Consider the following 23604-nt stretch of genomic DNA (forward strand, 5'->3'; position numbering starts at 1 on the left):
AGTATAAGGGCCTACCACAGCTAAGATATCAATGCGAATAAATGAGTTTTACATTTTGTCTGTAACACATAATCATTGGCAGGCATTCATTTTATATACATTCCTACTTCATAGAGTTTTCTAGCCTGTAGAGTTCTACCTCCTTAATTTCTTTTTCAGTAAAGAAAAAAGGGGAAGAACCATCTTTAAAAGAGAGGAGGGCAAGAGGCTTTAATCTGCAAGCAGGTCTATTTGTCGTAACCGCACGTTTTTGTAAATGAATACCCATAACAAGAAAGGTGGAATTTATTGCTATGAGAAAATTGATTAGTTTAGCTCTTATTCTTGTTCTAGTGCTTTCGTTTAATGTTGCTGCTTATGCAGACGGTGACGTGACTCAAGCCAAACCGTTGACAAAGGAAGAAATTATTAATTCCAAAGAATTCCGTGAAGCTGTGAAAGCGGCTAAGGCTGAATTTGAATCGCAGAGGGCTGATAATGCGGGTGGTCCAGTTCTGTTTGCTCCTGCTCCGAAAGTATCTCACATTAATGTATATGGTGTTGTATCTCCTAATGGCGGTCAAGAAATTTACGGCTTCAATAACAATCCGCTCTCCACGACCAATGATCATGGTGGGGCTTGGATTCAGTGTATTACGTTCCAGATCGGTTATGACAGCAGTCACTACGGCAAACTCGCCGGCAATACAATGACCAACAACTGGTCTGAAGCTATTGATCTGGATGGTGATCGTGTCATAGATGCTTTTGCCCATTCTTGGGTTTATGAATCCCCTAATACAACAGGCGGGCAATTTGTAGGTACGGTCTATTCCATTAACATTCCAACACAGTGGACCGCTTGGATTAATGTTCGTTAACAGGAAGGATGTAATATGAATATTGGAGGAATTGGCTATGACAGCTCACTCTTCTGCTAACAATTGTGTTAGTACATTTGCTCAGACGGCCTTGAAGAATGCGTCTCAAGAAGGTCCAGGATGCGTGGAACAAAGCAGAGGAAAAACAGTGGCTTCAATCCCTTAACCGATGCTGATGGTAAAATTGCAGGTTCCTCCTTGCTGGTGCGACATATGGAGATGGAATACAACCTGATGCTTCGTTATGATGCTAAGGAAGCCCGTATACGCATGGACAATGTGTTTGCTGACAAAGATTCCGCCAAGTCTCTAATTCGTGCGGCTTTGGAACGAGCTAATCATCCGTTAACAAGTGCTAAAGGCTCTGCCCAGCTTGCGTTAGAAAAACTTTTTTTAGAGTCTTTTTTAACCTATCTGGATTGATGGACACCGATTTGATTTCTTGATCAGGCGCAGGGATACACATCCCCTGCGTCTTTTTTTCGTTGTGAGATTACCCTAAGAGCAGTAGCAGAGACACTTTTCAAGGAAATTGCCGAGTGTCTAGTTCAATAGGGTCAAACCTTCCAGTTCCACTTGTTTTAATTTGCTCATTATTAAACGTATGGTCTCAATACGTTTAATCCGACTTTCAGGATTCGCTACGTGAATTCAATGTCGCATTACAATTCATAACATTCAATTGATTTTGGAATACTTTAAAGCGTTAGTTGCACCCATTGCTCTTCTCTGTAGTTGTACACATATTCTTGTGAGTTGTCCTTAAATTTAACCACAATAGGACACTGAAGAATTTCCTACGACGAGCTTTAATGCTAACAATATTATTTGTTATCTATCCCTTTTTAACGGTTCAATACGTTCTTAAACCATCTTCAAGATCCTTCATATCCTTTTTATATGAGGCATACAAAGGAGGGGATATTAAATAAAGACCTTGAGGATTAGAGTCCTCAAGGTCTTATCAGTTCCTAGTTCTTAATACTATAATGTTTCATTAACTTATTAGTCACATCTTCGGGTATACCTTTGGTAAAGTTTAAGGCCACCAAATCAGTAATAGCCCTGTCTATTGAAAAACATGAGTCACTACTGTACTTGCTCATTTCATCGTTAAAACCTAAAATACAAATGCCGTAACTTCTTTCTCCCCATATTGCCCAATTCAGCGACGACGATAACCATATAACTATTTCAGAATTAGATAGAATAGCATCAGCAGGGCTTTCTTCTGGTCCATGATTAAGGATATTCCAATACTCATCAGCGGTGGTACCCTTTTGTAAAACGCACCAGTTATATTGGGAAAAATCACTGTAGTAATAATTTACAGGGTCTGGATCTAAAACAGCCATAATTACAGAGGGGTCACCAAAAGCATCCATGATTTTCTCTAATTCATCCCAAAATTTACAGCTCATTACATAATCAAAATCAAAAACAACTTTATTTGGAAAGGAAACTTTAAATACTGGATTTGGTAACCTCTCGTCAACACAAATTACTTTTGAAACCAAACGTGATGCTTTCTCAAACTCTTCTGAGCTTTTAATCATTTTGCTCAATTTGTCAGTCCCCAATAGAATCTTAGTTGCGACCCCTTTAGCACCCTTAGCCCAAAATTCAGCGTTGAGTTATTTATATTCAATTGTATACCTATATTCAATCATGCTAGTATCTCCAATCTTCTTAATACAACGGATATGCCGAAGGTTGCAACTCATACTCTCATTAATATTAAAGAAGATGCCCCGATGTATAACGAGGTCATCTTCTTTAAGAAAGATACGGCAATTTTATATTAAAATGCAATATAAGAATGAACTCATTTCTCTCATTTTTTCAAACAATCTTTTACTGTATTTTTGTTATGTTAATAGGGGTGTCCCAATTATCTAGATAAAAAATAACATTGGATCTAATATTTACTTTGTTCCAAACTTTCTTGTCTATAGGAAATGTTTCATCTCCAAAACTGTTTGATTTAACTTTAATATAGAAGGCTCCTTCATTTTCTAACTTTTTAGTTACCACTCCTGACAAAGGATCTTTCGTTGGTTCTTTATTAATTGAAACGATGTATAGATACTTCCCTTCATTCAGATACCGATAGGTTATTGAATCACCTTCTTTTAATTTGTTACATGATGGACTTTCAAATCGTTCTGTTTGAGTACTCCTGTTTATAGGCTTTGGTGGATCATTAACAGTTACCTTGCATGAATTATCTTTAAGGTCGACTGATATTATATGCCTGCTAGTTTGTACTGGAGCTGAATCTTTAATAAAAATAAAAAAAATGAATATGGTAATCATTAATAAAACACCTATTATTAATACCTTTCTCAAAATAACACCTCTTCCCTACAAAATACTTAATAGTATGGATTCCAACCAGTCCATGCAGTAGGTTTACCATCACTAGTAACAATTACAGTTTGCATAGTATACCCTTTGGGGTTGGCCACATAGATCATAGTAGTTACCGTACCCTTTTTAGTTACTTCAACATTGCCAAAAACTGATGCTACTAAATAGTTTACATTCCCGAATTTTTCACTGGTAACTAGACTTGTAAGTCGTGAGGAAACATCCCCCATAATTGCATCTGCTTTTCCCTTCGTGTACGTTGTCTCATCGTAAATGCAACCAGTGCAATTATATTTTGACGCGTCCGCATAATAAACTATATTACTTTTAGGGTCTACCATTACTTTCATATTTCTTGAAGTATCATTTTGTAAAACAAATGCATTAAAGACGGGATCACTTTGCTTTAAAAGTCCTTGCATTCCTTTATTGCTGTTTCTTATCGCTTTTGCTTGACTTGCAGCTTGGTTTCTTTTTTTGTGTGCGTGAACCCACATTGATGAATTGTCTTTGGATCCTTTAAAAACCCCATCCCAGTAAACCCAATCTGCTTTTAAGGAATTTAATTTCCAGTTAATGTTGAAAACATCTACATCTACGGCCACATGCCCACTCGGATCTACATATTTTAGAGGATTATTACTTACATAGGAGTACAAATTCAAACTTAATGGATCATTCAATTCTCCCTCATACGTATCCTCACCGATGAAACGTGCCATGCCTGGATCATACCAACGTGCTCGCAAATATTGCAGTCCTACCGTATCGTCCCAATATTCTCCGGCATAGCGAAGCATATTCGGTACGGTTTCCTCTATTGTTAACGGTCCGCCCCAGATGTCATAGGTGTAACTGTTCAGCACTTTCCCTGCATCGTCCACAAGGCCAACGACATCGCCATGACCATTCAATTGATAGTATTCCAGTTTACCTGTTTGCTTGTCCTGGCGGGCCCATAATTGCCCATACAGATCATAGATATAGGCATATGTCAGCTCAGCTTTTCCAGACGTCACAGTGGCCTCAGCCATGAGTTTGGCTTCTTCATCGTAATAATAACGAATCGTTTGGTCGCCTTCCGTACGTTCATACAACAGTCCATCTCCATTATAGCTGTAGGTTACCGTTTTGCCTTCACCCGTAGCTTTAATCAGACGATTCTGGCTGTCATACGTATACTGTGCATCCTTTAGACCGTATACCTTACCACTTCCGGTACTGTACCGGTTACCATTCGGGTCATAAGTATACGTTTCTTTTTGTGTGCCCGTTTCGGTCTGAATCCGGCTCAATTCATCGTATGTGTATTGATCGGTTTCCCCGTTCTGTGTACGGGACGTGATGTTTTTATTCCCATCATATTCATAGGCGAACTGTTGCACCGCAGATGTCCCTTGAGAGATCGTGATTCCCGACAGGTCATAGCCATTGAACTGGTAGCTTGTGCTGAGGCCCTTGCCAAACGACAATTTCTCCAGCAAACTATTGGACGCATAACTGAATGTCATACGATCCACAGGCGTCGTTCCCGATGCTGCAAGTGCAGAAGCCCCTCCTGAACCCGAGGTAATATCCATGGAGGTTACCCGATTCATGCCGTCTACTTCGCCGTGAATGCGCAAGGATTGTCCCTTGGCATCCGTTAAGGTATACCCTAGACGTTGCTGGGTATTGTTTTCGTAATCAAGTCGTGTCCCATCCGGGAACGTCAGTCCGTTCAACATCCCATCTGCCACTCTATAACTGTACGTGGTCTTTCCATGATCATCGGTCATCGATGTTCTGCGGCCAATCTCGTCGTACGTATAGGATACATTCGTATCCGGTGCTTTCATACCTGTGAGCATATTGTCACTGTTGTACGTATACTCTGTTACTTTCCCAAGTCGATCCTGTTTTTTAATCAGATTGCTTTTCTTATCATAATATAACGTTGTCGCATACCCGGCTGGACTCGGATGCGTTTGTTTGATGAGTCTTCCCAATTCATCATACTGTTTTGTGACTGTTTGCGTATTCGGTGATACGATCTGTGTCACTTGGCCTTGATAGCTATAGAAGTAGCGACTTGTCTCTTGCTTCGGTGTGGTTACCGTCGTGATTTGTCCAAGCGCATCATACGTATATGTCGTTCGTTGACCGTTACCATCGATAGATGCAATTACGTTACCATCGATATCATACTCGGTTTGTTGTAACGGAACATATGCACCATTCCTATATTCTTCCACCGCCGTCACTCGACCAATTAAATCCTTCTTCTCTCGTGTGCGATTGTCAGCAGCATCCTTATAGGTCACCGTTTGGGCCACAGCATCAATGTTGGTTGTTCCGGTGGTCCCGTCTGGATACTTCGTCTCTATCACTTGCCCAAACGCGTCGACTACAACTCTCGTAACATTGCCTTCAGCATCCTCAACAGCCGTTACATTACCTTCGCGGTCATAGGCGTATTTATACGTAGCCTCAGCCGTCTGCTCTTCTACCAAAAGACCTAACGGATTATACCGCTCGGTTGTGACAATGCCATCAGCCGATGTATTTGTAATGATGTTCTTAACATCATCATACGCCGTAGTTGATTTCGTACCATCAGCATGGACAATTTGTAGAAGTCGCCCTCTCTTATCATACTGATACGATTCCTGTTCCCCGGATGCATCGGTTGTCTTTTCCAGTTCACCAGCATTCGTATATTGATACGATTCCACGAGGGCTTCTGCTTTACCAGCAGCATCATTCACGGTTATGGACTTGGATTTCACCAAATGCCCTGCATTAGCCTGATAACTCAACGTCGCTACGCTGTCTTTAGCTAAATAGCCGCCTTTATCCGTGGTGCTGGTGACTCTTCCTTTATCATCCAACTTCACTTCCGATTCAGTGAGCAACTGCCCGCCGTATCCATTTTTAGTTGTGCTCCGCAGAACGGAACCTTGGCTGTTATAGGTTGTTTCGGTGTATCTCTCCAAGGTACTATTAATCTTGCTGGTCGAACGAATAGGTTTGATCCAGTGATATGGAGCCTTACTCGTTTCATACGCATAAGTGGATTCTTGTCCGGTACTGCGCTTTTCTGAAGTCACCATTCCATTGGTATCATAGGTCATGGTCGTGGTTAGCTTCTCGCCTGCACGTCCCCCCTCACTAACCCACTCCGTCATTTGAGTCGGAAGGTTTCGCTTCGTCTGGTTATCGTACTGCAACTCCGTGGAATAAGTCACGTCATCTCCAGTTAACGTGTGCTTATCTGCGCGAACCAAATCTGGATGAGCTGCAGCGCTAAACGTTTTGGAAAACGTCCAAGTATCTGCGGTGTTCTCTGCTTTCACTTTCGTTGTCCATAATGCGGATTGACCGTAAGAGTCCAGATCTTCTCCAGAGTACTCAAAGTTAACCTTGTCCAGAACGCCTTCGCCATCCGTTGTACTAAACTGGCTCTTGCGCTCTCTTACTTGGAATACGAAATGAGAGGAAGCTTCGCCAATCTGCTTCAGCGCCGGAATATATGCATAATCCGTTATAGCTGATGAGGGGCTTGTAATGCGCGATAGCAACGCTGTATGCATCACACCTTGAGCATTTTGGTTGCTTTGCAACTCAGGCAGAAAATTGAATTTGGATTCCGGATAATAGTACGTATACGTCGTTGTGCGATCGAGAGCATCCGTGTATTCTCGCAAAATGCGAATGCCTTCGTCCTCGCGTTGCGTGTATGTTGCTTTCCGATCCGTTCCTGCAAGCTGTACAGTAACCTTCAGGTTGTCATAAGCAAATGTCAGCGCCTGACCTTCGCTGTTTTCAATTCGTGCAATAACTTGGTTTCCGTTCAATGTCGTATAGTGAAAATTCACGGTATTACGGTAGCCATCTGTAATTTGCAACAGCTCTCCGGCTTCATTAAATAGATAATCGTAGCCGTTTCGGATGGATAAACGATAACTGCTAGATACGCCATTAACAGTCACGGTCGCATCTCGCTTAACGGTTAAGTCATTCCATACGTAACCTTCCAGTTCTAGATTCGCGTTTAAGCGGTAATAGCCCACGCCTGGAATCTGAATATACTGATGATCACCACGCTTTTCCATGAAAGGAATGTCCCAACGCCAGCCTTGCCCCAATCCAGCAGAGAGTTCTTCCTTGCGTGGCGTAACCATATTGGAATATGTCTGTGTAGTTTCGTCATATTCAACGCCCAGCTGTCCACTCGCTCTAGCACTGTCATAGACGCGTGTCAGATCAAACGGAATGAGACCAGGTAGAGAAAGGTCAGTACTTTGAATCATCATTTCCCCTGTAGCAGTTGAGATGGATTCTGCCCCATAAGATGTCATATAAAGCGATGCGTCATCTCGGATATCTACATGGTTAAGTCCAGTTTCGTCCACGGTTGTTCCTGTACCTGGAGCATCCTCATTAAGAGCATTAATCGAGAAGTTATTTTGCTGTGATGATCCGGAAGGGCGTAGCCCCTCCATTTGAATCGGTTCGCTTATTTCTTGTGCTTCTAGCCATTTTTCAGCAGCCTCGCCGCCTGTGCGATCTGTCTGTAAAGCTTTATACAACTGGTACAGCGAGTAACCTTGATCTAGTTTTTTCTCAATCCAATCTTCTTTAATACCAAATTGCTCTTTTAAACTATGGATTGTAATGTAGGTAGCGGAAGGGAGGGAATCCCTACCTTCTGCCGCCGCTGCTGCTTGTCCTCCATATCCAAAGGAACCGAACCCACTAAGAACCAATATGACGCATAACCAAACAATCGTTATTTTCTTAAACACTCCATCACCTCAACCTAGATTTAGACAATCATTAATTAAATGGGAAAATCTTTTTCGTTCGTTTCGTTAAATTACCGTTGCGATCATACTCAAACACAATTTGATCTCCTGTAAATAGAACGACTTTAAGCAATTGATTGCCATAGCCGTACTCATAGCTATTGTCATTACGAATGTTCATCCATGCTGCTTTTATGGCTCCCTGAATCGGTTTTCCTTCTTTTTCACTTAGCTTGATATAATAATTCTGTCCACCTTCAAGCTCCCATTCAAGAACGGTATATTGCTCACCATATACCTGTTCTTGCTCTATTGAAGCAGCTACCGGAATGCTGAGTTCCTTATCTGAATACAATTCGATCCGAGGTTCAATGGAAAAATCACCTGATTCCTTTATGGCAATCCGATACTTGTCAGAGCTATACGGACTAAAACGGTAGTATACGTTCCCTTGCTGAACTGTCGGAAGCGCCGTCTCTGTGTTTTCATACAAAGTCAGAAACTCCACTTCCACTTCCTTGACCGTAAAGTGCCGATAAGCACCTACAAATTTCAGCGTTTGAGCTGACACGTTATGCACCTGAATGTCAGACTTTCCAGGTACAAATTGTCCTCCTGTAGCGTTCTTTCCTTCCTTAATAACCACTTGATTCTGATTCCGAATAACGTAATCATAGGTTCCTCCTTCAGAAGGAGAACCAACGAGTATAGCCTCATAAGGTGAGGTATTCGAGAACAAGAGCGTGTTATTTGGCGTCAAATTCCGCTTGATAAGTGCAGGCTCCTGACTTGAGCTGGCTGTCACAGGAGATTGATATTTAATCGTTACAGGTTCCGTAGATACTACGGTAACAACAAGCGTTGCACCTGCTGGAATATCCCATGTTGCATGACTCATACCTTCCACGAAATACAATGCTTTATTAGATTTATCGTAGACTGTATAATCCACAACGGATGCTACTCCTGCGATTCGTTCAATTTGAGCAGGTTCCGAACCCGGATTTGTAAATACTGCGCTCTGCCCTTGGTTAACAGTGATTTCCGATTCTGGTGAAGGGACTTGATCATCTTGTCCACGGAAAACACGGTAAATCCCACCATACGTTATGGGTTGATCCGAGATGTTGGTAACAACAACTTTTTTACCACCCAAGACATACGCCTCAATCGCTGTTGCTGTTCTACTGCTTGACACTGTTCCATCTACGTTGTAAATCGTGTAATCATACACCCGCCCCTCGCTGCTGGAAGCATCATTTCGGACCCTTTTCGCATCTGAGCTTATGTTGGTAAAGGCATAACTCTCGCCTTTGTTCAACGTAACGCGCAGATAAGCTGGTTCCTGGCTGTCCACGACAGAGAAATCATCCGTGTATTCAAATGTTACAGGTGTACTTCCCCCTACCGTAACGACGGCTTCACCACCAGAAGGAATGGTAGCGAGACTTACATTGCTATTGAATTTGTCACTATGTGCTCTGCCGTCTGCCTTATACACCACAATATCAAACAGTGCACCTAATTTTTTGGCGTTACTCCGTATTGGGTTGCTGAGTGAGCCTCCATTATGGAATTTGACCGATTGACCCGGTGATACCGTAATCTTAGTTAGTGCTTCATTTGGTCGATCCTCTACATCAAAAATGGTGTAAATCGCCCCTATGGTTACAGGTTGAGCAGATACACCTGTGATTACTGCTTTATTTCCATAGTAAACAACGGGTTCAACCGTTGTTGCTTTTCTTGTACTGCGTTCTGTACCATCTGGATAATAGGTGACGTAATCAAAGATCCGCCCTTGGGTGGTGGACGCATCACTGTCGAGATATTCCCGATCAGTAGTGTTATTCCAAAATGTCACGCTTTCTCCCTGTTTGAGTGTTACGCGATGGTACGCAGGTTCCATGCTTTCTTCAACCGAGAAATCATCCGTATAACTAAACTCAATTGGGACTTGCCCAACTACAGTCACGACTGCGTAACCTTGTGAACGAATGATCGGATTTGTATTTTTGTTGAATCCATCCGAATGAACGACGTTTTCTGCTGTATAAAGAACATAGTCAAAAAGGGCTCCATTGGTACTGCTGGCATTGTTTTTTATCGGATTGGCCAACGAACCATTATTACTGAAAATCATAGATTCTCCAGGATATACAGTGATTCGAGTAATTGCATCGCCACCGGCTTTTTGGACATCAAATGTCCGATAGGGCACACCATATGTTACAGGCGTTGCTGTAACCAAAGTTACAACGGCGGTTCTTCCTGCTGCTACAGTAGGTTTAGTGGTCGTATTCGTCCCTGTAGAACTTTCCGTTCCATCCGGAAGATAAACAACGTAATCATGCTTATCTTTGGTCGTTCCATCCGTTTGGAGTGCATCGGATTTGGAACTGATATTAGTGAACTGGTAGCTATCTCCCTGATATAGCGTTGTACGCGTATAGGCTGGCTCATCGCTCCATTCACCGGTATAGACTTCATAGGGAAAACCAACACTAACAGGCTGTGAGCCCGCACCAGTAATAATGATTTCGTTCCCTCCCGCAAGTGAAGGTTTCCCAGTCGTTTGGAAATTGGAAGCTACAAGACTACCATCTTCTTTGTATGAAGCGTAATCTATCTTCCTGTCCTGAGCTGTGGAAGTATCGGCACTTAGAACTCTTGACTGTGTCCCTTCATTAAAGTATCGATAGCTCTCTCCTTTGGATAACGTAACCCTAAGCATGGCTGGGTTAGCTGATACACTGTAGGAAAATTCTGAACGAATTGTCACCGTAAAAGGATTCTGACCCGTCGAGGTGATCACAGCTGTATAGCCTGAACCTACTGATAAACTACTAGTAGAGTCCATGTTTTCGCCCATGATGCTGCCATCTGGTCTATAAATAACGTAATCGTACGCACTACTTCTTGAGGTCGCCGCATTCGTACTTAACGATCTTGTCGCACTTCCGTTATTCGTGAACGTATAGGAATCTCCAGGACTCATGGTCAAAGTTTCGTCTGCCATGGCCATTGCTTGAGCAGAGAAAGAGTTCTCCCCGTATGTATCATCAGTAACCGTCGATTCATCTTCCGGTTCTTCGATAAATTCGTCTACACCTTCCGGTTCTTCATAGAAATCCGGATCAATATCTTCCAGATATTCGTTGTCTGTTAAAGTTGATTCCTCCATAGGAACATCAACTTTCTCCGTGCTACTTTCAGTTGTTATTATGGCATCCAATTGATTCGAAAGCGCATAACCGCTAGTCGGATAGATGGTTCCAATCAACAACAAAGCCATCAGAAAAACAATAAAACCTTTTCTTAAACTCATGGAATTCATATTCCTCCTTTATGTTTTTTCTCCATTTCCTCCCTCAACAGATGTATAAATGGAGCCTAATAAATCATTATCGTCATTTTCCTTATTTTAGGACATAGTAAAATAGCCCCTAAATTCAGGGACTTTTTTCCTTTTATATCTCAGATAACAATTTAAAATATAACCTGTAATTATCCTGATACGAAATAGAATAATAGATTAGATGTAGTTCAAATGCTATTTTAACTGAGTTAATCGTCTTTCCTATTTTGATTAGGACTTAGATTTAATATCTGAAAAATAAAAAAGCCGCCAGTTGGCGACTTTTAAGTGAATCAAATAGTTATCATTCTGGTACATGATCAGCGCAAAGCAGGCTACTTGCCCTCTGCTTGTAAGAATACATACGTACTCTCGTCAGATCGCTCTTCTGAAAAGGCAAAGTTTAACCGATCAAAGTTTCTTACGTCCTTCACATCTGTAATCTTGTGCTCTGCCATATAACGTACCATTTCACCTCTGGCCATCTTGGCCCAAGTTGCCTTTTCAACAAGCTTCCCATTGACCATTTGTCCGAATACACAAGTAATGAACCGGGTTTCCTCACTCAGAAAAGGTAAAATATTTTTACTATACTCTTTGGAAGCCAAATTTAGGATGTGGTTGCTTTCAGATTGAAGCTGATCTGCGAGTTTGCTACCCCAGAATTGATAGAGCGTTTTGAAGCCTGGACCTTGCAGCTTGCCCTGCATCTCCAACCGATAAGGGGTAACGCCATCCAAAGGCCGTAACATGCCATAAAAACCGGATAAAATACGTAAATTCTGTTGAAGATACTCTAATTCCTCATTTTGAAAAACACCTGGTGCCATATATTGATACTGAATACCCTCATAAGAATATATTGCTGGTGTCAGATTTGCTTTAATATTCATATTCTGAATCCGCTCCACATTCTGTTCGGCGATTGCATCGTTACACTTCCACATCGCTTTGAGTTCGTCATAGGATAACTTTTGAAGCAGACTCAATAGCTGTTCTGACTCGTTTATAAACTGCGGCATCTGCGCGATAGCCATAAGATCGGTATCAATCTTCATCTTTTTAGCTGGTGATATGATAATTCTCATCGTGCTAATCCATCCTTAATCTACCTTTGTTTTTGTCGTTATCCATTGTACAGGATTGGACAGGCGAATCCAATGCCAAGGCTTAACTAAATCCCTCATGGTACCTTTGAAAAGACTCAAAAATGAACAAGTCAGCCCACGATTGGACCGGCTTGTTCATTAGAATTCAACACATTAAATTGGTGAGAAAGCAAGGCGTGCATTTCAAACCGAGATTAGGGAGATACGCTCCCAGCGCCGCTATTTTGCTCTGTTTTTGTAGTCGGCAATTGAATCATTGGCGTGTTTGACCCACTTACATATGGAAGGGCTCCATCCCATTTCTTGATGGTTTCATATTCAACGAGTTGACTCGATAAGGATTGTTGAAGCTCTTTATTTGCTTTAGCTTGACCTTCTGCTTCGATCAATAGTTTGTCTGCATTACCTTGCGCTTCCACGCGCTTACGATCTGCTTCTTTTTTGGCGATCTCAAGTTCAGTCGTTTTACGTTCCAGTTCTTGAGAAGCTTCGACACGCTTATCGATTGCTTCTTGCGTCTTAGCGTCAGGTTGAGGAACACCTACAGTAACGTTTGATACAATAAAGCCTAATTCTTTAACGTCATCAGAAAAACGTTGTTGCACGTCTACTCCTGCTTCGGATGACTTTTCACCATACACATCAATGACTGTAAACTTGGAGATACCTTTACGAGCTGCGTCACGGAAACGTGTTTTGAGATATGTATCCTCAATTTCTTGAATGCTAATTGGCCCAAATGTATTAAAGATAGAAGATACTTTACTTGGTTCTACTTGGTAGTTGTAAGCAAAATCAATTGTGATGTTTTTCCCGTCAGAAGTAGCAATCTGAATATCTCTGTATTCCACCGTTTGAATTCGGATCGGATATTTCGTCACTTTATCAAACGCTCCAACAAGTTTCCACCCTTGACTCAGTGTACTATCTTTTACCCCTCCATTGGGTGAATATACGACCCCAACATATCCGTTAGGAATTCGTGTTAAAAAGAAGGTCACCAGTAATACTCCCACAATAATAACTAATGCAACCGCAATTGCCCCTACCCTAAACGTCTTTGAATTTTTCATCACCATTCTCCTCTTGTTTGAATTTATTGTATTTCTTCAAAATTCTACTACCTATTTTATTGAATAGCGGGAACATTAATGACCATAGAATAAATGCTAGGATAAAAATTAAAATGATTCCCCCAATAAATGGCATATTCGACCTCCCCTCTATGGATGTAACCGAGTACAAATTTATAAATAGCAACTAATTATATCCTTCTTTATATATACTTTGTAAATTCATATTAGGTTTCAATGATATTCGGCGTCACTTCCTGTAGACCTCTGTAGGTACAACATATTCCGAATAAAACTGCCTTAGTCTAAAAAAAAAGAGCCATCAAATTATTTGATGGCATTTTACGAATGCGTAACCTATACGAACCAAAATTTATAAACCATTGTACAACAGGCTAATGTCCCTCTGAATATATAAATACATAAGTATACTCATCCGACTTCTCTTCTGAAAAAACAAAACCTAACCGATCAAAGCTTCTGATATCCTCCACATCTGTAATCTTCCGCTCAGCCATATATCGTACCATCTCACCTCTGGCCATCTTGGCCCGGGTTGCCTTTTCAACAAGTTTACCATCGACCATTTGTCCGAAAACACAAGTGATCATCCGGGTTTCCTCTTTCAGGAAAGGCGTGATGTTCTTGCTATACTCTTTGGAAGCCAGATTCAGAATACAATTGTTTTCAGATTGAAGTTGATCCGCCAACTTGTGCCCCAGAATTGATAGAGCGATTTGAAACCTGGACCTTGCAGCTTACCCTGCATCTCCAACCGATACGGCGTAACGCCATCTAAAGGCCGTAAAATGCCATAAAAACCGGATAATATGCGTAAATGCTGCTGAAGATACGCCAGTTCCTCATTTTGAAAAACGCCCGGTGCCATATATTGATACTGAATGCCCTCGTAGGCATAAATGGCTGGCGTAAGATTTGCTCTTATATTCATATTCCGAATCCGCTCCACGTTCTGTTCAGCGATTGCATCGTTACACTTCCACATCGCTTTGAGCTCGTCATAAGATAACTTATGAAGCAGACTCAATAGCTGTTCTGATTCATTTATAAAATGCGGCATCTGCGCGATAGCTATCAAATCGGTGTCGATCTTCATCTTTTTAGCTGGTGATATGATAATTCTCATCGTGCTAGTCCATCCTTAATCTACCTTTGTTTTTGTCGTTATTCATTGTACAGGATTGGATGGGTAAATCCAATGGTGTTGCATATTATCCTCTATTATCTTAGTACGTATGATTGAATTATTCATGCGGATCAGGCGTCAGCTGAATCCATTCATCTGCTCTATAGTAGATATATTCCTGCGGATTGTCCTTGAATTTGACGACAACAGGATACATCGGCATTTTGCTTCGACGAGCAGTGATGCTTATAATCTTATTTCCATCTATTCCTTTTTCGGCGGTTAAATATGTTCTCAAGTCATCCTCAAGCTGCTTCATATCACTCTTATAAGAGCCATACCATGTAAAAGAAGCGATGACCACTAGTGCTACTATAACTAATGAGGTCTTTAGCAACTTCATTTCTACTCACCTCACTTAGCCTGTAATTTGTATTATCACTAATATTTCTGCCTGTAAAACAATTATTTAGTAACAATTATCTTCTCCGATTTTCCTTCCCAATCAATCTGAACTAGAAATTCATTCTCATCCAAAAACGGGGACATCCCTTCAGCTTTTCCTCTGATTACATTATTAAAATGTACTTCTCCTTTAGAATGAATATTTTCGCTCATAAATTTGTAATTAATTTTTTCGATTAATGAAGGATTATCTCCTAAGTACCTAATTTCATATTCATAGCTTGCTACATCGCTATTACTTTGAACTGTACATGAGACACGCCAATTCTCACTCTCTCCTGTATATGAAGTGACTTTGTTTGAACAAGCGGATGCTGTCAATAGAAGAAGAAAAAGCAAAAAAAACGATACTCTTTTCATATAAATCCCCCTTTATTATGAATTTCAAGAAGATTATAGTCACCCTTTTTTGCAGTAGCTCTCATCTTTTCAAATGTTAATCCTGTTATGGCAACACAGGACGAACCAGACTTTGACACAAGCAAATATACTATTGTAAAAAAGACTGTCGCATTTGTATGACAATCTGCCAAAGTGAACTATAACACTCCGTTCAAGCCACCGAATAACTGCCCTAGAACATTAAAATATATTATGATGAAAGACAATAATATAGATATTGGTAGTATAATCAAAAATTTAAGTCTACTTGTAGGAATAATAAATAATAGAACAATGGCCATGATTAGATATATTACCATAAGTATTGGGATCAAATAGTAATGAGTATGCTCGGGCAAGTAAGCGTCGCGCAATTGATACCCTTCGGACAGTAGAGCTGTGATTGGAAGGGATACAACTAAACTAGATACCCTTCCATTGCCACGTGCATACCACATCACATAAGCACACATTGGAGATACTACTGCACACATCCCCCAAAAAACAATTTCTCTCCTTGGAAAGAAATGTAGGAAAAACACGGTGTATAGGTAATAAACGGTTAGCAGCGACACAAAAAAGAAGAATACCTTAACTGCTGCTAGTTTAGGAGAATAACTAAAAACTGATATGAGTGTTGCAACAAAAATCCAAATACCTAGACGTCCACCAATCGCGTCAAATATGGGGTTAATCCCCTGAGCATCCACAAGCTTTGCTGCTAAACCTAAAATCAATCCGATCGTTATCGCACATACAATTGAAAAAACTTTTTGTTTAGTAGTTGATTGGTTTTCGACTCTAATTTGACTTAACTCATTATGTATTCCCACTTCAATCCTCCAACTTCCATAATTCCTATATTCTAACACAGTCGATCCAGCCTGTTCGATCTGTTCCTCAGAATAATTTTATTGATATTCCACTAAAACGGTTCTATGCACAATCCTCGCCCACACAACCAATATATAAAACAAACCCCGGTACACGTCTGCATTCAGCAGCGTACAGCCGAGGTTCACCATTACCATTTCAAATGTTACACTACCTATCTCAACTTAACTCATCTCGTAAAATCATGCTGCCCAATGGTCAGCAACGTCGGCCTGCTCTTACTCCACACCGAAGTGGCAATCTTCGGATTGTAATAATACAGTGCTCCATTCGTTGGATCAACGCCATTTAATGCTTTGCGTGCTGCCTTATAAGAGGTCGCCGTCGGTTTGGTATTGAACTGTCCATCGTCAATAGCCGTGAACTGCCCTTTCTGGAAAATGACCTTCGAGATCGATGATGGGAATAAATCCGAATGCACTCGATTCATGACAACTGCTCCTACAGCGACTTGTCCTTCAAAAGATTCTCCGCGCGCTTCACCGTGGATCAGCTTCGCCAACTGGCGTAACGTCTCGCCTTCGGCTTTGGCCTTTTTGTTCAGTCTGTTCAGTGTCGCCGGACCTGCAACGCCGTCTGCACTCAGCCCCTGTGCCTGTTGGAACTTGCGGACAGCGCCTTTGGTAATCGTACCGTAATATCCGGTCAATCCGGCGTCAAAGTACCCCAGATCACTTAATTGCTCCTGCAATTGCAGCACATGTTCGCTGCGAACGCCCTGTTCCAGCTTCTGCGCTCCCGCAGAAGGAGTTGCCACGGTCAATCCCAGAGTCAATGCGCAGGCACCTAGGAGCATGCTGACCCGCCCTGCTCTTTTGCCAGCCATTTTCCCCTTCCCATGAGTGACTTTCCGACTGACAGTGATGGGCTCCATGGTGTCAGCAAACGTTAATAGATCCAACTCCTCATTCGTGCTATCAACTGTAGTACGTTCATTACTGTTCATATGGCTAACCACCTTCATCTCTTTCATCTCACTCACGCTATCTAATTCAATTATCATATTCTTTTCATTCATTTCATTCGGTTGTTCCATTCCAATGTTGTTCTTCATCATGCTATTAACCTCCACTTTTCTGAATCCAGATCCCACATCTTCCTCCTGAATCCTCACGGCCCTACATCCCGAGTGTCATTATAGGATATAGAAAAAATGAAGTCTATCGGACCGATGACGCAGTGAAAAAACGACGCTGAACATAGCAAAAAGAGGCATGAGCCCATGGTCACACCATGGTCATGCCCCTTCTTGTATCAACCTTATACCGCTTGTCCAACCCGTTATTTCCGTAGGCAGGCAGACCCGTACAAAAGTTGCGTTGTATTTATTGACAATTACTCGGCCAGTTCCTGACCCTTCGTTTCCCGGCCCCAGAACAGTACAGCCGCTGCGCCAATGAGGATGGTCACGAAGAAAATCGTGAAAATCAGGCTAATGGCCACTTCGCGTTGAACCAGCATACCGACCATTAATGGAGCAAGTACGCCACCGATCCGGCCAACGGATGTGGCAAGACCCACACCTGTCGAACGAACGGAAGTCGGATACAATTCCGGGCTGTAGGCGTACAGACCACCCCAGGCTCCCAGATTGAAGAAAGATAGGCAGATTCCTGCGGCCAAGATCGTCGCTTCGGTTGTTGCCAGTCCAAACGCAATCGCACTGAATGCAGTCAAGGTAAGATACACAACAAGTACGAACTTGCGACCGTAACGTTCAATGAAGTACGCCGCGGTGAAGTAACCTGGCAACTGTGCGATCGTCATGATCAGCACGTATTGGAAACTTTTAACCAACGTAAATCCTTTTGCCATCACGACCGAAGGCAGCCACAGGAACATTCCATAATAAGAGAAAATGACGGTAAACCACAAAATCCAGAGCATCAACGTTGTACGGCGATGTGGTGCTGACCAGACGGTAGCCACTTTCTCGCGGAACGTGATTTTATGAAGCTTGGTATGATTCTTGTACCGCGGTGGGTCCTGAATGGCACGACGCAGATACAGTGCATAGAACGCCGGAAGTGCACCAATGGCAAAAGCAATTCTCCATCCGTACTCCGGGATGACAAAGTTGGCAATGAGCGCTGATACAATCCAGCCCCCTGCCCAGAAACTTTCCAATAATACAACGGCACGTCCGCGTTCCGCTGTAGGCATCGACTCCGATACCAGTGTGGATGCCACGGGCAGCTCTCCGCCAAGTCCAATCCCTGCAACCAGACGCAGTGCACACAACACGGCAAATCCAGTCGCAAGTGCAGACAGACCACTTGCAATCGTGAATATTAGCAAGGTCCACATCAGAATGGCCTTCCGTCCAAAACGGTCCGCAAGTGCACCTGCAAGCAAAGCACCGAGCGCCATACCGATCGAGTTAATACTCGTAAGCACCCCGACTTGTCCGGGACTGAGACTCCATTCCTTGGCGAGTGCAGCCACGATAAAGGAAATCATACCAACTTCCATCGCATCAAACAGCCAGCTCATGCCGGCACTGAACAGCAGCTTACGCTGCTTGGGATTCCGCAATACTTCCAGTTTGCTCATCACTTATAGCTCCCTTGATCTCTATGTAGTCATTCTGACACTCAATCATTATTATGCAGAATGCTCCAGAAATCAATGCAAAATAAGCTTTTCCTTCCGATTTCTGCGATACCTCACCCCTTGAGTGAACCCGCTGTCAGACCGGCAACAAAGTAACGCTGGAGCAGAAGGAACAACGCAATCATCGGAATGGCTGTTACCAGCACCCCTGTAAGCATCATCGGATAGTTCGTCACGTATTCCCCGCGGAACTGCATAAGCGCGAGCGGTAACGTGAGCTTGGACTTACTGCTGAGCATCAGCATCGGAATAAGCAAATCATTCCATACCATGACGAGCAGGAACGTAGCCGTTGCCGCCAGCGAAGGTGCAGCCAGTGGCAGTGCAATCCGGGTATAGAGCCTCCATTCACTTGCTCCATCCATACTGCCCGCTTCCAGAATCTCCGAATTAAGCATGCGCATGAAACCTGTCAGCATAAATACGGAGACTGGCATCAGCATCGCGGCGGATACGACAATTAATCCTGTCAGACTGTCCGACCAGCCGAGTGTACGCGTAAGGGAATAGATCGGCAGCATACTCACTTGGGAAGGAACGATCAGCCCTGCTACGAACAGAGCAAACACGATTTTACCTACACTGCCGCCCCAACGGACAATGGCGTAAGCAATCATGCTACTCAGCAATAACTCAATCGCAACCGTGCCAAGCGTCACGACCAGACTGTTTCCGAAATATTGCCACATCGGCTGATTGCGGAACATGCCGGTGATGTTATCCCACGTAAACGGGTCCGGCCAGCTGAATGGACTGGTGAAGAAGTTGCTGCTTGTTTTGAACGAGGATACAAATACAAAGTACAGCGGCACCAGAATCAGCAGCGCGTACACCAATAAGATCAGGCGATTGAACCATTTTAAAAACATGTGAACTCCCTTCTGCCTCGATTGCAGGATGAATGCTCCAACATCAACCTCAATAACTTACCCGGTCGGCACGCAGTGCCTTGAACTGCAACAGCGTCAAGAGCGCGAGCAACACCAGGAAGATCATGGAACCGGCAGAAGCCAGACCAAATGAATAGCTGCCAAAGGCGGTATGATAGATATATGTTGTCAAAATTTCAGTTGCGTAATTCGGGCCTCCGTCCGTCATTGTGAAAATGAGGTCAAATGCCTTGAACGACTGAATGGTCGTATAGGCCACAACAATCGTTGCCGAAGGTGCCAGCAGCGGCCAGGTCACGGTACGGAATACCTGCCATTTGCTACCGCCATCCATGCGAGCCGCTTCGTACAGTTCTGCCGGAATGCCTTGCAGACCTGCGATGAATACAATCATCATCTGCCCGGCATGGGCCCAGACTTGTACCGCAGCAATGGAATAGATGGCGATCTTAGGATCACCAATCCAGTTGCGAGCAATACTGCTCATCCCGGCTTCATTCAATCCATAGTTGATCAATCCAATGGATGGATCATACATGAATGCCCAGATCAGTCCGACCGATACGGAGGAGAGAATCGCAGGCAGGAAATACAATGCCCGAAGCACAATGCGTGTCTTGGTATTGCGTACCAAGAGCAGGGCCAGGACAAGTGAAATAAAGGTCTGTGCAATAACAACCGTTAACATGAACTCCACGTTATTGCCAAAGGCTTTGCGGAATACGATGCTGCTGAGACTGTCCTTGTAATTATCCAGCCCTACAAATGCATACGACGGGGATACCCCATCCCAATCCGTAAAGGAGTAGAACAGCCCCGTCAATGTAGGAAATACGAACAATCCAACGTACAGCAGCAACCCGGGGATCAGAAACAGGGATAGCTGAAGACGGTTTTTCATCGTTTATTTCCCGATATGCTGATCAATGATCGCTTGTGCCTGCTGTGCTGCTTCTTCCGGAGAAGTGCCGCTCAGCACAGCCTGAATGGAGTTGGTTACTGCTTTTTGATTGTCTCCGTTCAGGATGGTGAACCGTGGCTGGAACACGGTCTTTTTGGTTGCCCATTCTCCGGCTACCTGAAGCTCAGGCGTGTCGTACTTCACATCATTCACCGTTACATTTTGTCCCGTTTGGTTGGCATAGTCACTCGCCACTTCCGGATTGCTCAGGAATTCGATGAATTTCTTCGCTTCTTCCGGATGTTTAGACTTGCTGTTCACGGCGAGCATGAATGTAGTCGTATGCACCCCTTCATACTTCGCTTGATCTGCACTTACCGTAATTGGTGCAAGCAGTTTTTGCTCCAGATTTGGATTCTGCTGTTTGTTCTGAGCCAATTGATACGATCCACTCGCCAGCATCGCTGCTTTCTCTTGAATAAACAGTGCGCCCGCCGCAGGGTCTTTGGTACCCAGTGCATCCTGCTGGAAGTAACCTTTATCGTTCAGTTCCTTGATTTGAGTCAACGTTTTCACCCAAAACTCATCTGTCAGTTTGGCTTCGCCCGCTTCTACTTTGGTAAAAATGTCGTCACTCGGTGCATTGTTCATCACCATCGTATTCATGAATTGCCCTGGGCCAATGTCAGCTCCGGCAAAAGCAATCGGAATGATGCCATTGTCCTTCAGCTTCTGGCAAAGTGCCAGGAAGCCCTCCCAATCGGTTGGTGGCGTCAAGCCGTATTGTTCAAACAGTTTTACGTTATAGATTGGATCGTTATATACGAGTTGATACGGGATCGCATATTGCTTGCCATCATGCTGTCCTGATTCAATCAGCTTTGAATTGTAGGCCGACAAGAACGATGATCCAGTCAGATCCGTGAACAATCCGGCTTTGGTAAAGGCTTCAAACTGTGCACCCGGGAAGGAAGCAAATACATCTCCTACCGAACCGTCACTGATTTTGGATTGTACAGTGGACTGGTATTGATCGGAGGGCAGTGTCTGCATCTCCACGTTGATGTTCGGGTTTTCTTTTTCAAATGCGTCAATAGTCTTGTTGAGTGCTTCCACATCTTCTCCACGCCAGTGCATGAAGCTGATCGTAACTTTACCTGAACCCGAGGAGCCGTTCTCTCCAGATGACGCGTTATCCCCGCCGCCGCAAGCTGACAGCAGGATGGACATCACCAGCATACTGACAAGCGGCAGGATCAATTTTTTATTTTTTTTCATGAAAGACGACCTCCTGAGGATGCTTGATGTAAGTTGCACGAAAGTTTTTACACGGGGCACGCCGAGTGCAGTACCATCTTCCGATCGCTGTTATCCCCGGATTTCTTTGAATCATTTCTTTCAATGGTTAAAATCCGGGGATAAAGGCAAGATGATGCTTACGAAGTAGCTTTCTTTCAGAAAGCTTTTAGCTTCGCTTCTTCAGATCGGTTCTACCCTCTCCGTTAAAGTGTAAAAAAAAGTTAACTTACTTAATTGGTAGTAACTTGATGCTGCTTCTGTCTTTTTTTCCATTTCTCGCGAATGATCGGCATCACGGTCCAGCCGAAGATTTCTGCCTCTTCCAGATGCGGGTAACCGGACAGAATGAAGGTTGTTACGCCCAGATCTCCATATTCCATCAAACGTTCTGCAACCTGTTCGGCTTTACCTACAATAAGGATCGCACCGCCGGAACGCACAACGGACAAGCCTGTCCACAGGTTGGGACCTACGACAAACTGCTGCTTCTCGGACAGTTCCCGTAGCTCGTTCTGTCTGCGTTGGTTGGTTGCATCCGTCTCGGCAAAAGCGGCTTTGGCTTTTTCGATCGCTTCTGGTGGTACTTTGCTAATAATCTCCCAAGCTGCTGCCCATGCTTCTTCTTCGGTATCCCGAATGAGTACCTGAGCACGCATGCCGTATCGGAGCTGACGATCTTGTCCCGTTTCCTCTTTCACCTGCTGACGGATGACCTCAATCTCTTCAATCTGCTCTTGAATCCAGTCATGAGGCTCGCCCCACATGAGGAACGTATCCGCATGTTCAACAGCGACCTTCTTCGCAATCGGGGAACTTCCTCCCAGATAGAATGGTGGATGTGGATTTTGCACCGTCTCCGGCATACCTACTGGTCCTTTGAAATTGTAATACTGGCCGTTGAATTCAGGATTGGGATCGCTGGGTGCGTCTGCACCAGATTTTGAACCATTTCCGGCAAACTCCGTCAGATTCAAGCCCGTCGATTGGGTCCATGAACGCTTCATCACTTCCATATACTCGCTCGCCCGCACATACCGTTCATCATGCGCATGTGCCAGTGGATCGCCGAGTTCCTCCAGATCGCGAACAGAACTGCCTGTCACCACATTGATCATGGCGCGACCACCCGATAGCTGATCCAGTGCCGCTCCCATTCGTGCAGCGAGTACGGGGGTAACCAATCCCGGGCGAATGGCGACAAGGGGACGCAATGTCTTCGTGTGACTCATCACAGCCGAGCCAACTACCCATGCATCCAGACAGGCTCCCCCTGTCGGAATCAGTACAAATTCGAATCCTGCCTTCTCCGCCGTCTGTGCCACATCGATCAGATAATCCAAACTTGGCTCCCGCTCCGGGGCAACCCCTACATACTTACCATCCCCTGCTGTAGGCAAAAACCATCCAAACTTCATTTCTTCCTGTTCGCTCACAAAAGTCAATCCCTTCTATGATAA

The 23604-nt window shown here is 43.6% G+C and carries 17 protein-coding genes and 1 pseudogene; 2 read left to right on the top strand and 16 right to left on the bottom strand.

The genetic code is table 11. The annotated features are described in order from the left end of the window. Positions 1-293: 293 nt before the first annotated feature. Together BS614_RS23445 and BS614_RS23450 are read left to right on the top strand one after the other, a co-directional pair. Positions 294-860 (top strand): DUF4879 domain-containing protein, encoded by a 567-nt coding sequence (locus BS614_RS23445; protein ID WP_074095736.1) that lies wholly within the window; start codon positions 294-296, stop codon positions 858-860. A 120-nt stretch (positions 861-980) separates the two neighbouring features. Continuing rightward, entirely contained in the window at positions 981-1283 is a 303-nt protein-coding gene (locus BS614_RS23450; RefSeq protein ID WP_074095737.1) for a hypothetical protein, read from the top strand. 548 nt (positions 1284-1831) lie between these two features. Here BS614_RS23450 and BS614_RS23455 read toward each other — a convergent pair. The 16 genes and pseudogenes from BS614_RS23455 to BS614_RS23530 all read right to left on the bottom strand — a co-directional run bounded on the left by BS614_RS23455 (position 1832) and on the right by BS614_RS23530 (position 23562). Further along, positions 1832-2425 (bottom strand): hypothetical protein, encoded by a 594-nt coding sequence (locus tag BS614_RS23455; protein ID WP_074095738.1) that lies wholly within the window; start codon positions 2423-2425, stop codon positions 1832-1834. A 289-nt stretch (positions 2426-2714) separates the two neighbouring features. After that, positions 2715-3209 (bottom strand): hypothetical protein, encoded by a 495-nt coding sequence (locus BS614_RS23460; RefSeq protein WP_074095739.1) that lies wholly within the window; start codon positions 3207-3209, stop codon positions 2715-2717. 26 nt (positions 3210-3235) lie between these two features. Further along, complete coding sequence (locus BS614_RS23465) at positions 3236-8017, bottom strand: RHS repeat-associated core domain-containing protein (protein WP_074095740.1); 4782 nt, start codon at positions 8015-8017, stop codon at positions 3236-3238. Positions 8018-8048: 31 nt separating this feature from the next. Continuing rightward, positions 8049-11345 carry an RHS repeat domain-containing protein gene (locus tag BS614_RS23470; protein WP_074095741.1) on the bottom strand — a complete coding sequence of 1099 codons (3297 nt, stop codon included), beginning with the start codon at positions 11343-11345 and terminating at the stop codon, positions 8049-8051. A 365-nt stretch (positions 11346-11710) separates the two neighbouring features. Then, complete coding sequence (gene yaaA / locus BS614_RS23475) at positions 11711-12463, bottom strand: peroxide stress protein YaaA (RefSeq protein WP_074095742.1); 753 nt, start codon at positions 12461-12463, stop codon at positions 11711-11713. A 215-nt stretch (positions 12464-12678) separates the two neighbouring features. Continuing rightward, a complete protein-coding gene (locus BS614_RS23480) occupies positions 12679-13557 on the bottom strand; it encodes a prohibitin family protein (protein WP_084174706.1) in 879 nt (292 codons plus the stop codon). A 395-nt stretch (positions 13558-13952) separates the two neighbouring features. After that, positions 13953-14704, bottom strand: a pseudogene (yaaA, locus tag BS614_RS32630) (peroxide stress protein YaaA). 118 nt (positions 14705-14822) lie between these two features. After that, the gene (locus tag BS614_RS23490; protein ID WP_074095744.1) at positions 14823-15107 is read right to left on the bottom strand and encodes a DUF3139 domain-containing protein; all 285 of its coding nucleotides are present in this window, start codon (positions 15105-15107) and stop codon (positions 14823-14825) included. 62 nt (positions 15108-15169) lie between these two features. Beyond that, a complete protein-coding gene (locus BS614_RS23495) occupies positions 15170-15529 on the bottom strand; it encodes a hypothetical protein (protein ID WP_074095745.1) in 360 nt (119 codons plus the stop codon). Between the two features lie 179 nt (positions 15530-15708). After that, on the bottom strand, positions 15709-16383 hold the full coding sequence (locus BS614_RS23500; RefSeq protein ID WP_074095746.1) for a hypothetical protein: 675 nt from the start codon (positions 16381-16383) through the stop codon (positions 15709-15711). 230 nt (positions 16384-16613) lie between these two features. Beyond that, positions 16614-17270: a cell wall hydrolase gene (locus BS614_RS23505; RefSeq protein WP_074096969.1), complete on the bottom strand. Its 657-nt coding sequence runs from the start codon at positions 17268-17270 to the stop codon at positions 16614-16616. A 509-nt stretch (positions 17271-17779) separates the two neighbouring features. Next, positions 17780-18997: an MFS transporter gene (locus BS614_RS23510; protein ID WP_074095747.1), complete on the bottom strand. Its 1218-nt coding sequence runs from the start codon at positions 18995-18997 to the stop codon at positions 17780-17782. 113 nt (positions 18998-19110) lie between these two features. Next, entirely contained in the window at positions 19111-19926 is an 816-nt protein-coding gene (locus tag BS614_RS23515) for a carbohydrate ABC transporter permease (RefSeq protein WP_036674932.1), read from the bottom strand. Positions 19927-19975: 49 nt separating this feature from the next. Then, positions 19976-20848 carry a carbohydrate ABC transporter permease gene (locus BS614_RS23520; protein WP_017687487.1) on the bottom strand — a complete coding sequence of 291 codons (873 nt, stop codon included), beginning with the start codon at positions 20846-20848 and terminating at the stop codon, positions 19976-19978. Between the two features lie 3 nt (positions 20849-20851). Continuing rightward, entirely contained in the window at positions 20852-22126 is a 1275-nt protein-coding gene (locus tag BS614_RS23525) for an ABC transporter substrate-binding protein (protein ID WP_074095748.1), read from the bottom strand. A gap of 251 nt (positions 22127-22377) precedes the next feature. Continuing rightward, entirely contained in the window at positions 22378-23562 is a 1185-nt protein-coding gene (locus BS614_RS23530) for an LLM class flavin-dependent oxidoreductase (protein WP_074096970.1), read from the bottom strand. Positions 23563-23604 lie beyond the last annotated feature (42 nt).

The sequence above is a fragment of the Paenibacillus xylanexedens genome (genome assembly GCF_001908275.1).
In the GTDB taxonomy this organism is placed as follows: Bacteria; Bacillota; Bacilli; order Paenibacillales; family Paenibacillaceae; genus Paenibacillus; species Paenibacillus xylanexedens_A.